The organism is Acaryochloris sp. CCMEE 5410, assembly GCF_000238775.2.
Lineage (GTDB): Bacteria > Cyanobacteriota > Cyanobacteriia > Thermosynechococcales > Thermosynechococcaceae > Acaryochloris.
Genome location: NZ_AFEJ02000001.1, coordinates 2,301,307 through 2,315,904 on the forward strand (window position 1 = coordinate 2,301,307; position 14,598 = coordinate 2,315,904).

General features: G+C 49.7%; 10 protein-coding genes and 3 pseudogenes. 4 read left to right on the top strand and 9 right to left on the bottom strand.

Going from position 1 to position 14,598, the window contains the following annotated elements:
• Nucleotides 1-111: 111 nt before the first annotated feature.
• Nucleotides 112-1,535: pseudogene (gene tnpC / locus ON05_RS10370) on the bottom strand (IS66 family transposase).
• Nucleotides 1,536-1,863: 328 nt separating this feature from the next.
• On the opposite strand from tnpC, the gene ON05_RS10375 reads away from it, so the two are divergent.
• On the top strand, nt 1,864-2,790 hold the full coding sequence (locus tag ON05_RS10375) for a DMT family transporter (RefSeq protein WP_029315007.1): 927 nt from the start codon (nt 1,864-1,866) through the stop codon (nt 2,788-2,790).
• A gap of 266 nt (nt 2,791-3,056) precedes the next feature.
• Nucleotides 3,057-4,446: pseudogene (locus tag ON05_RS10380) on the top strand (ISKra4 family transposase).
• Between the two features lie 276 nt (nt 4,447-4,722).
• Here ON05_RS10380 and ON05_RS10385 read toward each other — a convergent pair.
• The 4 genes and pseudogenes from ON05_RS10385 to ON05_RS10400 all read right to left on the bottom strand — a co-directional run bounded on the left by ON05_RS10385 (nt 4,723) and on the right by ON05_RS10400 (nt 8,128).
• Nucleotides 4,723-6,250 (bottom strand): annotated as a pseudogene (locus ON05_RS10385) (IS5 family transposase).
• Between the two features lie 63 nt (nt 6,251-6,313).
• Nucleotides 6,314-6,664 (bottom strand): hypothetical protein, encoded by a 351-nt coding sequence (locus ON05_RS10390; RefSeq protein WP_262561545.1) that lies wholly within the window; start codon nt 6,662-6,664, stop codon nt 6,314-6,316.
• A gap of 94 nt (nt 6,665-6,758) precedes the next feature.
• On the bottom strand, nt 6,759-6,992 hold the full coding sequence (locus tag ON05_RS10395) for a hypothetical protein (RefSeq protein WP_010467677.1): 234 nt from the start codon (nt 6,990-6,992) through the stop codon (nt 6,759-6,761).
• Between the two features lie 8 nt (nt 6,993-7,000).
• A complete protein-coding gene (locus ON05_RS10400) occupies nt 7,001-8,128 on the bottom strand; it encodes a fatty acid desaturase (protein WP_010467676.1) in 1,128 nt (375 codons plus the stop codon).
• A 309-nt stretch (nt 8,129-8,437) separates the two neighbouring features.
• On the opposite strand from ON05_RS10400, the gene ON05_RS10405 reads away from it, so the two are divergent.
• Together ON05_RS10405 and ON05_RS10410 are read left to right on the top strand one after the other, a co-directional pair.
• Nucleotides 8,438-9,061 carry an RraA family protein gene (locus ON05_RS10405; protein ID WP_010467675.1) on the top strand — a complete coding sequence of 208 codons (624 nt, stop codon included), beginning with the start codon at nt 8,438-8,440 and terminating at the stop codon, nt 9,059-9,061.
• 19 nt (nt 9,062-9,080) lie between these two features.
• Nucleotides 9,081-9,521, top strand: a complete 441-nt coding sequence (locus ON05_RS10410) for a GNAT family N-acetyltransferase (RefSeq protein ID WP_010467674.1) — start codon at nt 9,081-9,083, stop codon at nt 9,519-9,521.
• A gap of 95 nt (nt 9,522-9,616) precedes the next feature.
• On the opposite strand, the gene ffh is transcribed toward ON05_RS10410, so the two are convergent.
• The 4 genes from ffh to ON05_RS10430 form a co-directional block, all read right to left on the bottom strand.
• A complete protein-coding gene (gene ffh / locus ON05_RS10415; RefSeq protein WP_010467673.1) occupies nt 9,617-11,047 on the bottom strand; it encodes a signal recognition particle protein in 1,431 nt (476 codons plus the stop codon).
• 53 nt (nt 11,048-11,100) lie between these two features.
• Nucleotides 11,101-12,267, bottom strand: coding sequence for a glycosyltransferase family 1 protein (locus tag ON05_RS10420; RefSeq protein ID WP_010467672.1), 1,167 nt, complete (start codon nt 12,265-12,267; stop codon nt 11,101-11,103).
• Nucleotides 12,268-12,445: 178 nt separating this feature from the next.
• Nucleotides 12,446-13,837, bottom strand: a complete 1,392-nt coding sequence (locus ON05_RS10425; protein WP_010467671.1) for an aminopeptidase P family protein — start codon at nt 13,835-13,837, stop codon at nt 12,446-12,448.
• A 2-nt stretch (nt 13,838-13,839) separates the two neighbouring features.
• The gene (locus ON05_RS10430; RefSeq protein ID WP_010467670.1) at nt 13,840-14,550 is read right to left on the bottom strand and encodes an HpsJ family protein; all 711 of its coding nucleotides are present in this window, start codon (nt 14,548-14,550) and stop codon (nt 13,840-13,842) included.
• Between the last annotated feature and the right edge of the window lie 48 nt (nt 14,551-14,598).

Consider the following 14,598-nt stretch of genomic DNA (forward strand, 5'->3'; position numbering starts at 1 on the left):
TCAGTGATTAAAAATGACTCGTTAGGTTGACACCATTGTTTTAGGCTTTCATCTCACCGAGATGAAATTTATGGCGATCCGCTTCCCGTCAAGACTGTAATAGATTTATTGTTACTGCCCAGGCTGAAGCACTGGTCTAACAGGATTGTCAGCAAAAATACTTTTGAGTGCATCCAGTACAGGGATATCTTGCTTTCTCAAAGTTGAAATATAACCGCGAATGCGGCAGAACTGCTGGGCACCTGCCAAGGAGCGAAAACATCCCGATATCTTCTGCTTCAACTTCATCATGCGGATATCGCGCTCAGCCTGATTGTTATCAAAAGGCACCTGAAAATCATACATAAACGCCAAGACAGCAGCTTGGTGCTTTCGAAGTCGGTCGAGCAAGTTTTTGGGTGTACTCTGCTTCTGCTTGCCTCGTTTCTTGGGTGCATTTTCATCGACGGTTGGCATTGGATTATGCTTGAATCCATCGGCTAACACTTGGCGATACCGCTGCTCAAACGCCTCGACTTGTCTCGCATCGAGAACGCTTAAGTGTTCAGCTTTTGCCCGCTCTACCTCAGCTTTGATATCTAGCAGCAGTGAGATCATCTCCTCAGCCCAAGGTTGTTTGTAGCGTTCAACAATAAATCGGAGTTCGCGCAAATGATGGGCATTGCATAAGCTATGCGTACAACCATAGCGGGCATAGCTCTTCCAACCATCATGAATACTCGTGCCCGTAAAGTTTGGCAGAATATCCATTTCGTCCATCGCTGCTGTGCCGCGTTTGGCATGGACAAAGTAGTAGGTTAATCCACTCGTACAAGCGACATGCAGCCACCACAACTTGCTGTTGACTCGCAACCCCGTCTCGTCAAAATGTCCCACAGCTGCTTGCTCAATAGCGTCTTTGATCTGGGCTTCAATCGGTTCTAATTGCTGGGCACAGGTTGTACGGGTGTTGCACAGGGTTCCTTCAGAAACCTGACAACCCAAGAGGTCTTTAAGCAGTTCACGGGTGCGCTCAAACGGCAACAGTTGAGCCTCCATCAAATACACCATCAAGCCTTTGAGATTACTGCCATACTGAACCACATTGGTGACATCGCTGGGGAATTTACCCCGGTTCAAGGTTTGACAGTGCTCACAATATTTGACTTCTGCTTGATGCTCGATGACCTGTAATGACAAGGAGGGCAGCTCATGAACCTGGCGCAGTTCATACTCAAGGACGGCGACCTCTGTTAACGAGGCACCACAGCCTTGACATTGAGTGACTGGATGTAACACTACGGCATCGACGGTTTCACGCCATTCCAAGGTACTACCGGGATGGCCTTTTTGACCCCCACTTTTACGCTTACTCTTACCCCGTAGACTTTGGTCCGCTTCCCAAAGCCATCGCTTGAGGGTGGTTTACTACTGTTCCGACTATCTTTGCCAAGATGCTCTTCTAGTCGCTCTATCCGTTTAATAAGAAGGGTGACCAGCTCAACAACTGCATCCTCTCCTTGATGGTAGATTGCTCGAATATCAGATTCACTAATTTTCTGGTCAGAGACTTTCTTGTTCAACGAATGAGTACGGATTGACTGCTGGTGTGCTTAAAACATAGTCTCAGATAGAGTTATACCTTCATTCTCAACACAATGATTTAAGCCTGGGCAGTAACGATTTATTTTGTTCATTTCCAATGTGTTGTACCTATAACGCGATACAACTAATATTCAGGCAACTTTGCCGTAAAAATACTCTCAAGAATAAATTGTGACTACCCATTTTGCCACCCCATGAATTGTTTGCAAAAGATGAAAGGTGCCTTGCCTAAAATCAACTGGACCTTTGTAAAGGCAGATGTATGAGTTGCCCCAGACTATGATTGGTTTTCTGATCGTCTTACTGGGCGCCGTCTTCTTTTGTTTTCAAAACGTTATCGTCCGCATTCTATTTAACGAGTACACTGTTGCTGGCCTGCTGCAAACAGGAGGGTTCGTTGCCCCTTCTCTCCCCAACTCTTTTTTGTTAATGGCGATGCGGATGGTTTGGGTGGTGCCGTTGGTATCAGCCATGACGCCGCTGTTTTACCCTTCGTTGTGGTGGGACTTAAGAAAGCTGGGTCAAAAGCAGAATCGCCCTGACCTAATGCGATCGCTGCTGGGTGGAGGATTTATGTACCTCTACCTGGCACTGCTCTATTTCTCTGTGGGTTTGATTCCAACTGGAATTGCCCTAACCCTATTTTTCACCTTTCCCGTTTTTACAGCCCTCCTCTCCTGGTACTTCTTTGGTGCTGCACCCTCCCGATTTCGCTGGACGGTCATGGGATTAGTCCTGGTCGGGAGTGCCCTTACGGTTCCTCAAACTGGATTAACGGCCAATGCGTTAGGGGTTGGATTAGGCATTGGATCAGGTATTGCCTATGCCATCTATACGGTTCTTGCTCAAAAAAGCTTTGAGCGTGTCCATCCCGTTCCCTATACCTGGATTAGCTTCGCGGTTACGCTGGTCTTGTCCTGTATCAGCTTGTTGTTCTGGACACAGCCTGAAGCCATTGAGTGGGGGCCTTTATGGATTGGGGGCTTGTTATCTGCCATTGCCACGTCAAGCGGCCACCTGCTCAACAATATGGGGATTCGCCTGATTGGGGCCACCACAGCATCCATTATCGGGGCTACCAATCCAGCGTTAACGGTTGTCTTGGCATGGTTTGCCATTCAAGAAACCCTCAATCCACTCCAAATTTTCGGTGTTATTTTGGTCACCTTTAGTGTGGCTTTGCTCAGTCGGGAAAAGAAGAAGTAGACCCAGACATCGTAAGGCAAGCGTATCGCCTGTTATGCTTGATGGCCTTTCTGGAGATAGGATTGAGCGACTGTTGCTCAGGTTTATTCAGTTGCGATCGCAACACCAATACATGTCCCTTCAGCAGGAGCTATCAATGCAAAAGCATACATCTAATCGCGGGGATAATCTGCTTCAAACGGGCGTAAGCACAGAATCGGGGATGTATGGCTCAAAGAAAAACGGGTCAAGGACAATAGATCCTGTACCCGAATCAAAAACTTGTCATGAGCCTAACATCGCAATTGCCAACCGTACTAGAGCATCACGAATTTCTAGAACAGGTCGAAGCACTCAAAGAATCACCCAGCCTGAGTCAGATGGTTTATATCGTTCTGCAAATGGGTTTGTATTTGGCTCGATGGCTTCTGGAGGATGAACTCTCACGGCGAGCAAAAACAGTATTTGAATGGCCTAGGTGTAGCACCTGCGGAACCCGCTTGCACTCGAAGGGATGGGAATCTCGTCAGATGCAGACACTGGTGGGAAATATTTACTGAAAGCGACGGGTGGGTCGTTGTCCAAAAGGGTGTCCAGGTAGTCTATCAGCTCCTCTGGACCAATCCATTGGGATTACCTCTTACCAGCACAGCAGTAAAGAACTGGTGCGTCTAGGCTGCTTGTTAAGTCTATTTATGCCCTATGAACTGGCCAGTTGGATGCTGAGTCAGTGGAGTGGTTTATCCGTCAGTTCATCAAGCTTGTGGAATTGGGTGCAAGTCATGGGCAACAAAGCTTATCAGGAGCTAGAGGCTCAACTCAAAGCTCAAGCATCAGGTGAACAGGCTCCTAGTGAAGCGATTTCAGAGGTGTTGTCTGCTCTGCCTTTGGCCATTGCTGCTGACGGTGTGATGGTGCCCTTTCGCCCCACTCCGAAAACCCCCAAGGGAAAAATCCAGTGGCGAGAAGTTAAAGTCGCTATCTTAGCCCGCCTGGGAACACGGCTCACCCGAGCTAAAAAGAGTGTCCCCCAACTACTGCGTCGAAGACTGGTAGCAGTATTGGGCGATATCGACCAGTTCATCCCCTTACTGCAACTCGAAGCCCGCAAACAAGACTTTGAATCGGCCCCAAGCGTCATCTGGTTGAGTGATGGGGGCGAGGCTTCTGGCGAGTCTACCGCACCTTGTTCTCTCACTGTGCTGTGGCAGTTCTCGATTTTTTCATGCAGCAGGCCATCTTGCACGAGCAACAAAAGTGATGTTTGGGGATGTTCGCTCTGCTCAAGCCCAAGCCTGGTTTCGGCGCTGGCGACACCAATTGCGACATGGGCAACACCTATTAGTATTGCGGTCCTTGACGATGTTGATTCACTCACAATTGTTTACGGGCAAATCTTTTACGACGTTGCTCCAGGTACAGGCTTATTTCCAGCGCCATCTGCGACACATCCAATATCGCCACTTTGAACAACTACAGATACCGCTGGGGTCAGGAATGGTCGAAAGTGCTTGTAAGTGGCTGATTCAACAGCGCTTTAAGGGGGTTGGTATGCGCTGGAGTGAGGATGGTTTCAATCATCTACTCATGCTGCGGCTTGCCTGGGTCAATCAACGGTTTGACTCCCTATTCCCAGGGGTAACCATTCCGAAGTCTAAGGCATCCCCGATCCATTAGCTACGCCCGCTTCAAACTGATGCACAATCGACAGAACTTCTATGGCCAACTGCTTTGCCAGTTGGGTCATCAGTCTTTCCTTTTGAGCAGGTGCATTCATCAACCTCAGTCGCTACAGATCTAGACTGTTTCGTTAAGGAAAAAAGCCAAACGCAGAATTATAGCCAATAAGGCACACTCCAGGTTGATCAGGTTTGGAATGCAGGCCGACCAAACCACTAAATAGGGTTTGCTGAAAAAGTAAATTGAGCTAATTCCTGGCATCAAATCGTACAATCAACCCAGTTGTGACGGCCAGGGCCATATTCCTTCACTGGCCCTAGAAAAGCCCCAAGGCAGCCCTGGCAGCTCCATAACGCTTTCCAACACCAGCAATCCCACCCAAAAATGAATGATAAAAGGTGGCGGAGCCACCGCTCTAGATTCATCACCAAGAACGTGATAGCAATCGCACTAGCAGCCGTATCCGCTAACTTCGCCATCACTCGATTCAAGCCAAATCTTCGCTTGGCCTGCCCAAACTTGCCCTCAATTTGGACTCTCACCTTTTCGTCCTCCCGTGCTTGTTGCTTGAGTTGGCCCTGCACCTGGGGGTCTTGTTGAGGTCTTCCTAACGGTGGTCCACTCAATCGGATACCTCGAGCTTTACACCATCGTCGATTAGCTCGGGTTCGATAGATTTGGTCGGCATGGACTGAGAGAGGATAATGGCCAAAGCGACGATGAAAAGCTTCCACTTGATATTGAAGATGCTGGGATTCATTGAACGCATCCCAGCTTAAACGTTCCAGAAACACACATCCGTTGACACAACTGAGGGATAGCTTGGCCCCAAACTCAACAGGTACTCCAGCTTTGCCTCGGACCATCGGTCGGACATGAGGCTGAGTGAGGCTGACAATACGGTCATCTACTCGACGCACGTGCTGTTGATACATCCACTCTTGCTGTCGAAAGACTTCATGAATCACCAGCAACAGACGGTACTGTCGCCGGGACAGTCGGGACAGAGACGCTCCTAAAGCTATCAATCCATCAATGTGGGCTAGATTCCGACGCACATAGCCCAACTGCTGACGAATCCCTTTACGAATCAGCTTGCGACTCGGTTGACGTTTCTTGGCAATGGCCAGATAAGCTTTGCGGGCCTTTTGGCGGTAGGTGCGAGGTTTGCCCTTGAGAGACAGCATGACTTGAGCATATAAAGCATCAAGGATGGCTTCACTCGCTTTGCGGGCATCATTGAGCAGATCTAAGTCTGTCGGATAGCGAATATCGGCTGGCGCACAGGTCGCGTCTATCAACAATTGGCCCTGGTTGGGAGGGGCAGGAGGCTCATCTTCGTCATCTTCAGGAGAAGGAGATGACTCAGGGGACATCACAACAGGAGAACCCTCAGATGCGAGCACTGATTCCACGACTGCGTCGTTGACTTGAGTCAGTAGCTCTAGATTCAACCGTTGGCGAAAGTGAACCAGCATGGAGGCATCAAACGGAGCACTCTCTCGATATTCACTAAACCCCAGAAAGTACTGCAAGTAGGGGTTCTCTCGAATCTGTTCTACGGTCTCTGCATCGGATACACCCAGTTTCTCTTGATGATTAAGGTCCCTAAGGCCACACGAAAGGGTTTGGCAGGTGCCCCCATGGTCTGACTGAATTGCTCTGCATACTCTGACTCAAAGCTCTCCCAAGGAATCAGCTCGGCGAGTTTGACCCAGCGATTCTCTTCTGATAGTTTGCCTCCGAAGGGCAAGTAGAAGTTCTTAAAGGACAGTTGACCGGGGGATGGACGACGATACATTGGGGTGCATGTGCAAAGGTTTTGAGTATTTTGAACGATTTTCCTTGCACTTCTCAAGGGCGCTCAACACTTGGATACACTGCAAATATTCAACCTTAGACTTTCGAAGCAAGCCCTAAATAGAGTAGTATGGCCCGACTGAACAGCGTAAACGGTGTAACGATATTCACAAGGATCATCTTCTAACCCTCTTTCTTCATCACCAACAGCAATATGAGTTGCCAAAGACACATGGTTTTCTTGATGGATTTTCTTGTATTTCAAGAAATCTTTAGGGGAAGGAGGAGTCAGGCTAAGGTCCAAGGCACGGAGTTGATAAGCGTCCTCATAACGTTGCTCTCGCAAGGCATAGAAATAGTCAAAAATGACCTTCTCTCTGGCATTACGTGGAACAGTTGAACCTCTAGCTTTCATCCGCTCTTCCACGCTGGGTCGACACCCAACCAATACTACAAGACACACGATCAGTATTTTCTTCATCTTGAGGTCATCCCTGATGGGCTAACTCCTAGGATAATTCCAAGTTAGGGGGATGCCGAAAAGCCCGAATCACTATGCGCTTTGCCTCACGTTTATTAACGTTGGCAACACATTCTACCGCAGGCCACAGATGCATCGTTCCAATCTTCTCCTCTTCTCGCACAATCCATAATGCATCTTCGAGAGTCTGGCCCAAATCCATTAAAGCTTGAAGTCTATTCTCAATCCGTACCTGATCTGATTTTCCCCATAACCGTGACATTCGGCCTCCTAAGGATCAATCGTCAAAGGACAAATCATAGATTGCTCACCTGACCAAGTGGTAAAGGTCTGATCATCTTCGTAATGCCTAGGTGTTTCCAACATTAACTTCCATACTTGGCCGACAGGCAGTAAATGAAAGCGCTCAGGATAGTGCTTCAGTAGCAACTCCTGCACCATTGGGTAATAGTCAGAATTCATTCCCGGAAAAAGATGGTGTTCCGTATGATATGAAAAATTAAAATGCAGAACATCAAAGATCTTAGGAACCCTCAGAGAAACGCTATTGACTAGCGGATCATTAATGGCCGTCATCGGTGACAGCATATGGTTGGTGTAGATGTAAAACATGGCGCCTGCATGGCCAATCCAGATCGGTAGGAAATAACTGAAGAGCAATTTCACAGGGTCAAAACTCAGGCTAGCCATGATACCTACATGAACCAGGATAATGAGAAAAACTTCTCTAACAATTGCCCATCGCTCCCGGCGGCTGATCGTAAATGCTGCCGGAACATAATCCACATCCTTACGATTGAATAACACCACAGATGTCATATTCCTAAAGGTATGAACCCCCCAAGCATGGCCCATCCCCACGATTAACCCAAAGGGACTGACTTCATTAGACGGCACAAACCGATCCTGGATCCATTTACCCCAAGTATTGGGCTGATTGTAGAGATAGTTACGATCAGGATCAATCTCAGAATTGGTATTGCGGTGGTGTTCACGATTATGGACCGCACGCCAGAGTGTAGGTGGCATCCACAACATAGATAGTCCCAAAAAGCTAACTAAGCGAAATAGTCTTGAATGTCTGACCCCACTGCCATGCATCAAGTCATGACAACTGAAGAGCAACACTATGACGCTATTCCCCATCACCAGGGAAATAGGCAGATATAGCCATAACCAATACCATTGCCATTGATCCATATAGCTCGCAATAGCCCAACCAGCGACTAGCATTGCTAGATTGATCACCAAAAACCAAATTTTATTCAGATTGGGGGTAAAAGCTTCATCAGGCAATAAAGGGCGTAACTGTTTGACATAGTCGGCATGCGATATTAACGCATCCGTTCGACTCTGCTTCACATCAGAAGCAGCAGATGAGAGAGGAGCTAAAGTCATGTAGTTTTAACGTTCGGAATGGGGAACATTTCACCTGTATTTGTTGACAGGCGAAAGAGTGCTATCAGAAATTTTTTGCACTCATACCTAATGCTGAAAGTCAGCGGCACAAAAAATCTGCGAAAACCTTAATTTGAAGAATTTCTAGAGATTGGTGAGCAACAATTCGAGCACGCTGTCCATTCTAATGGATCGTTCTTAAGTTTGCCAGATATACAGATTTGCGGAACAGTTGAATCGCAAAATACACTGAATCACTATCAATAGTCATCGCTTTTAATTGCAAGCTCAAGCAGGTTAAGTCTACCCATGACCAACTATTCCAAATTCCGAGCATTATCGCCGACCGTCTACGCCGATGCCTTAGGCCGCAAGCAGTTTATGGATATTGGCATTAAAGAACTTTGGCCTCAAATACCGAGAATTGCAGGACCCGCCTACACCGTACGCTGTCCACCTGGAGACAACTTGATGCTCCATGCCGCGATATACCGTGCCCCAGCAGGGAGTGTCATCGTCGTCGAAGCCGGTAATGTAGACTATGCCGTTTCAGGCGGGAATGTCTGTGCTATTGCCCAAAGGAGGCAGATTGCTGGTTTTGTCGTTGATGGTGTGATCCGAGATATCGCTGAAGTTCGAGCAGCCCAATTCCCCGTTTTTGCAAGAGGGGTCAGTCCCATCCCTGGCATCAAACAAACCCTGGGAACCCTGGGCAAACCGATTTATTGTGGCGGGGTTCACGTTCACCCCCAAGATATTATCGTTGCGGACGAAGAGGGAATTGCCGTTATTCCAGCGGCTGACCAAGCCGCTGTCTATGAGATTGCCTACCAAAGAACCGTAAAAGACGCGTCTCTATCCCTCGAAGAATGGGAAGCGGCCCACAAAGCTAAAATTGCTAGAATTCTCTTAGAACAAGGCTTTACCGAATAACTGATACGAGTCTCTTCATATGAATATCGTGTTAGCCAATACAGACCATCTTGCTGATGTGGCCATGTTATTTGACCACTATCGGGTGTTCTATCACCAGCTCTCCAATGTCCATGCGACCGAGCAGTTTATCGCTGATCGATTTCGCAATCAAGATTCCACCATCTTCCTCGCTATAGATGAAGACAGTGGCGTTGGGTTCACCCAGCTTTACCCCAGTTTTTCTTCCGTCTCAATGGGGCGGGTATGGATTTTAAACGACTTATTTGTGCTCCCTTCCCATCGCCAGCGAGGTATTGCCACCCAATTGATGCAGACAGCCACCGATTATGGCCGAGAAACCGGAGCGATACGCTTAGTATTAGCTACTGAAAAGACCAATACTGCAGCCCAAGCCCTGTATGAATCCCTAGGCTATCAGCTGGATCGGACGTTTAATCATTTTTCTTTAACCCTATAACCGGCCTCTCTCAGCTCAAGCCACCCTGCCATACAGGAATTGGGGCACATCAGCAGGGTGCGTTAGGGGCTTATGCGATGCAGGCTTGCGATCGCTTACAAATCACCAAATCCTTTTCTCTTTTTATTTTTCTTCTTCTTGCCCATACCGCCACGCCAGCCACCACGACTAGGACGGCCACCCCCCATCATCGGATTGCCTCCACCCGCAGGAGACATACCGGGCATTTGTCCTTGTCCCATCTGCTGCATCATCGATCGCATCCGCTGGAATTCCGTCACGAGCTTGCCGACATCGTTTTGCGTATAGCCCGACCCCTTGGCAATCCGGCGACGGCGACTCGGGGAATTAGAGAGTAACTGGGGATTCTTGCGCTCCTCCTTGGTCATGGAGTTAATCATCGCTTCCGTCTGCTGCAGCTTGGTTTCCCCTTCCTGGAGCTGAGAGTTGGATATCTTGCCCATCCCTGGGATCAGCTTCATCACGCCGCCCAAAGACCCCATATTCTTGAGCAAGCGCATTTGCTTGAGAAAATCAGTGAAGTCAAACTGAGCCTCCATGATCTTCTTCTGCATCTTCTCCGCATCGGCGATGTCAAACTCTTCCTGAGCTTTTTCCACCAGCGTCAGCACATCCCCCATCCCCAAGATGCGGGATGCCATTCGATCCGGATAGAAGGGCTGCAGCGCCTCAACTTTTTCTCCAACCCCCACAAATTTAATGGGCTTACCGGAAATTTGGCGAATCGAGAGGGCTGCACCCCCACGGGTATCGCCATCCATCTTGGTCAGGATTGCCCCAGTGATACCGATCTGATCATGGAAGGTTTGGGTCAGATTTGCCGCTTCCTGACCCGTCATAGCGTCGACAACCAGTAAGGTCTCGTCCGGTTTGATGGCTTTTTTAATGTCCGCCAACTCCGACATCATTTCGGGGTCAATTTGCAGACGACCGGCGGTATCCACAATCACCGTGTCTACATTTTGCTCCCGGGCCGCTGCTAGACCTTGGCGGGCAATTTCAACGGGGTTCGCATCCGTTCCCAGTTGAAAGACCGGGACATCGATCTGCTCCCCCAGGGTCACCAACTGGTCAATGGCCGCGGGTCGATAGATATCCGTGGCCACCAGGAGAGATGTCTGCTCTTGTTTGCGCAAATGCAGGGCAAGTTTGGCCGTTGCCGTGGTTTTACCGGTACCCTGTAAACCCGCCATTAAAATCACGGTGGGCGGCTTATTGGACTCCGCTAAGGGCTCATTGGTCGCCCCCATGATCTCAACCAGCTGATCATGGACAATTTTGATAAATTGCTGATCCGGCTGCACCCCCGTGATCACCTCGGCCCCTAAGGCCGATTCCCGCACGTCTTCAACAAAATCTTTAACGACTTGTAAATTAACATCCGCTTCCAAGAGCGCTCGCCGAACTTCTTTGAGGGCGTCCTGAATGTTCGACTCCGAAATTTTAGTCTGACCTCGGAGGGTTTTCCAGGCGGATTCAAGCCGATCTGATAGGGCTTCAAACATAGCGGGTTACCTATTTGCAGATAATTATTTTGACATAGGAGCGGTAGACGCCGCTACTTAGACGAAACCGTGGCAGAGGAAGGAGTCCTCGTCACGGCAGACGTAGACTGTTTCTCCAGAACCGTCTGATAATAGCCTTCCAATTGCCGAGTCGCTGCTGCCCAGCCCCACCGTTCTGCTTCTGCTCGGGCATTACGGCGAATGGTTTCTCGCTCTTCGGAATTAGCGAGTAAACGTTGGGTGGCTTGGATAAAGTCTTGATCACTAGTGGGGTCAAACAGATATCCGTTGGCCTCATCTTCGACAATATCGGTAATGCCGCCAGAGCGAGCGGCAACCACGGGACATCCCGCAGCCATGGCTTCCAGGAGCACCAATCCTAAGGTTTCGGTTCGAGAGGGGAACATAAAGCAATCAGCAGAGGCAAAGGCCGAAGCCAAGGTTGTGCCAGACATATACCCAGCAAAATAGGTCTTTGTACCCGCGAAATGCTTCTCCAGATCCTGACGATAGGGACCATCCCCCACCAATGCGAGGCGAGCCGAGGGCATGGCATCCAAGATCAACTTGATGCGGTCGATTTCTTTCTCGGCAGAGAGTCGGCCCACATAGAGAAGCAAGGGCGCATCTGGATTTCCTTGACTGAGCAGCATGCGCATATCCGCCGACGCTAACTCTGGCTGAAAGGTATCAATATCCACCCCGCGCTGCCACAGGGCCAGACGTTCAATTCCCTGTTCCCCCAGCTCTTCTACCATGGCATTCGAGGTACAGAGGTTTAAGAGGGCCTGATTATGCCCCGCTTTGAGCATTTCCCACAGCACCCCTTCAAACATACCTAAGCCGTAGTACTTCAAATAGTGGGGCAAGTGGGTATGGTAAGACGCGACCAAGGGGATGTGGTGCATCTTACTAAAGAATAATCCAGCTAATCCCAGCACCGCCGGATTGACCACATGGACGAGATCGGGCTGAAACCGAGTCAGGGCATCTCCAATAGAGGGACGAGGGAGCGCTAATTTCAGTTCAGGATAGAGGGGGAGGGGAAAAGCAGAAACACCATGAACTTGGGCTCCCTTATATTCCGTGATGCCACCATCGGGTGAGAAAACTAAAACTTGGTGACCGTCTTGTTGTAAATGGGCAACCGTATGACAGAGGCGGGTGACGATTCCATCTACCTTAGGCAGGAAGGTTTCAGTAAAAAAGGCAATTCGCATGGATACAGTTGCATCGAAAGGAGCAATGGAACATCCCAGAAGAGGGTCTGGCGTCCCAGGATACGGTGTGGCCTTTAGGCCTTCTTCTCAAAGTACCAGGAAGTCGGAATGTTTAGAACTGCTTTCTAGGAGAACCAACTAGCGGGCGGTGAGGGAATCGAAGGGAAAGTCTTATCGATTAAGCCGTTAAGCCTTGCACACAGGCTTCCACTTCAGCGGCTTGGGTGGGTAAAGCCGACGTTAAGACCTGGCATCCCTCGGCCGTGACCAGCACATCATCTTCAATTCGAATTCCACGGACATCTTCAAATTGGGCCAGTCGATCCCAATTGACACAATCCCGATACTGCTGGCGGAGGTTAGGGTTCTGGAGCAGAGCAGGAATTTGGTAAAAGCCGGGTTCAATGGTGACCAGCATCTGAGGGCGTAAGGGCCGATCTAAACGCAGATAGCGTAACCCCCTGCGATCGCATCTCTGTCTCCCCGGTGCATAGCCTGCCAAGTCCCCTAAATCTTCCATGTCGTGCACATCCAACCCTAGTAGGTGGCCAATCCCATGGGGGAAAAACAGCGCATGAGCATCCCGGTCTACCAGGGCTTCAGGCTGTCCCTTGAGAATGCCGATCTCGACCAGACCCGAGGCAATGGTCTGAGCCGCCAACAGATGCAGATCGCGAAATTCTACCCCAGGTCTGATGGCGGCAATACAAGCATCATGAGCCGCCAGGACCAGGTCATACAGATCACGCTGGGTGGCAGAAAACTGTCCTGATACTGGCCATGTTCGGGTAACATCGGCAGCCCAGCCTAGGGGCGTTTCTGCCCCAGCATCCACTAACAGCAATTCGCCCGGTGCCAAGGCATGGGGATAAGCATCGTTATGAAGGACTTCGCCGTGAACTGTGACAATGCTGGCATAAGCCGTCGAGCATTGGTGGGCCATCATCACGAACTCAATTTCGGCTCGAATCGCTGCTTCAGAGGCGTGATTAAGGGTTGATCTCATCCCATGCAAATGAGCTGCCACCGTAATGTCGGCCGCCTGCTGTAGCTGGGCCAGAGCAAACTCATCCTGCTGTAGCCGCAATTGAATAAGGGCATTCGCTAGATGATAATCCCGGTTGCCCTCCTGATCCTGACTCTCTTGAATCGGCGGAATAGGACGTCCTAGCCACTCGATTTGCTGTTGATGGGTCGCTGATGAGGGGACAGGCAAGGTAGCTGCATGGCTTGCCCAGCTAGAGACCGCAGAGAGAGGTAAGTGAGTCTCAGCCCCGATCTGATCTGCGATTTCGGCTCGACTCAAGCTCGGACCATGCCATAGGGCGGCATCGGGGTGGGGCTCATCCCAAAATAAGGTCAGCTGACCCGCCTCTAGGCCAATCACCGCATTTTGTAGGGGCAATCCAGCCAAGTACAAAAAATGACTGCTGGCACGAAAGGGAAACTGATTGGCAGCAAAGTTGCGGGGAGGGGCTACTCCAGACCAGAACAGTGCTTTACCTTGGAACTGTTGTCCTAGCTGGTGGCGTCTATGGCGTAAACAAGACTGATCTGTGGGGGTTAACACCCTTACCTCGTTCTCACATTCGGAAATTTACGAGCCGTATTGCCAATATAAAGAAAAGACAGCCCCGCAATCAAAGCGCCAACTAACCATTTAATCGTCTGTTTGAAGAGTTGAGCCGGTTGTCCAGAGGCTCGATTGATCTGGCTTTGCAAGCTAGCCAAATTCGATTTGAGTTGCCCTAAGACGCCTGCTTTAATCGTTTCTTGATCCCGCCCTTCCGTCAACTGCGGCTGAAATTTTTGTGCCCATTCCGCCACTTCTGCCGCCGGGGCCTCACTCAAACGCTGCTCCAGATTTTTAATGTCCGCCGCTTGTTTCACCAAGGCTGCGCTGGTGGTCTGGTTCTGTCTCCCTAATCGGAGGCTATCGGAAATCCCTAAAGGAATCATCAGACAGTAAATCACGCCAATAATGATGGCTAAAGCAGGTATCACCTGAAAGCAGAACCGATCCAGGGACTGACGGAATCGACGCCCCCCAGAGATCACCAATGCAAAGCCAATCAGCGGCACGGGAGACCGCTCAACCAAGCTACCAATGGTTTCTAATTCCCAGGCTGGATCTTGCAGCTGGGGCGGAATTAAAAGAGCCAAGGTATCCACTAAGGTCAATAGCAGCAGCCCATAGCCTGCGATCCGCAATACAAAGGTAGACAGCCACTGATTCTTACTGGGCGGTGCAGGCGTCGATGGAGCAGGTTGTTGTTTTGCCATGGATAATCAGTTCTCGTACAGTACAGGACAGATAAGCCACCTCACTTG

Excerpts from the sequence above, each read along its gene's own strand:
- ON05_RS10405 (WP_010467675.1), top strand. The coding sequence starts at position 8,438 with ATGACCAACTATTCCAAATTCCGAGCATTATCGCCGACCGTCTACGCC.
- ON05_RS10400 (WP_010467676.1), bottom strand. The coding sequence starts at position 8,128 with ATGACTTTAGCTCCTCTCTCATCTGCTGCTTCTGATGTGAAGCAGAGT.
- ON05_RS10390 (WP_262561545.1), bottom strand. The coding sequence starts at position 6,664 with ATGAAAGCTAGAGGTTCAACTGTTCCACGTAATGCCAGAGAGAAGGTC.
- ON05_RS10420 (WP_010467672.1), bottom strand. The coding sequence starts at position 12,267 with ATGCGAATTGCCTTTTTTACTGAAACCTTCCTGCCTAAGGTAGATGGA.
- ffh (WP_010467673.1), bottom strand. The coding sequence starts at position 11,047 with ATGTTTGAAGCCCTATCAGATCGGCTTGAATCCGCCTGGAAAACCCTC.
- ON05_RS10375 (WP_029315007.1), top strand. The coding sequence starts at position 1,864 with ATGATTGGTTTTCTGATCGTCTTACTGGGCGCCGTCTTCTTTTGTTTT.
- ON05_RS10395 (WP_010467677.1), bottom strand. The coding sequence starts at position 6,992 with ATGTCACGGTTATGGGGAAAATCAGATCAGGTACGGATTGAGAATAGA.
- ON05_RS10410 (WP_010467674.1), top strand. The coding sequence starts at position 9,081 with ATGAATATCGTGTTAGCCAATACAGACCATCTTGCTGATGTGGCCATG.
- ON05_RS10430 (WP_010467670.1), bottom strand. The coding sequence starts at position 14,550 with ATGGCAAAACAACAACCTGCTCCATCGACGCCTGCACCGCCCAGTAAG.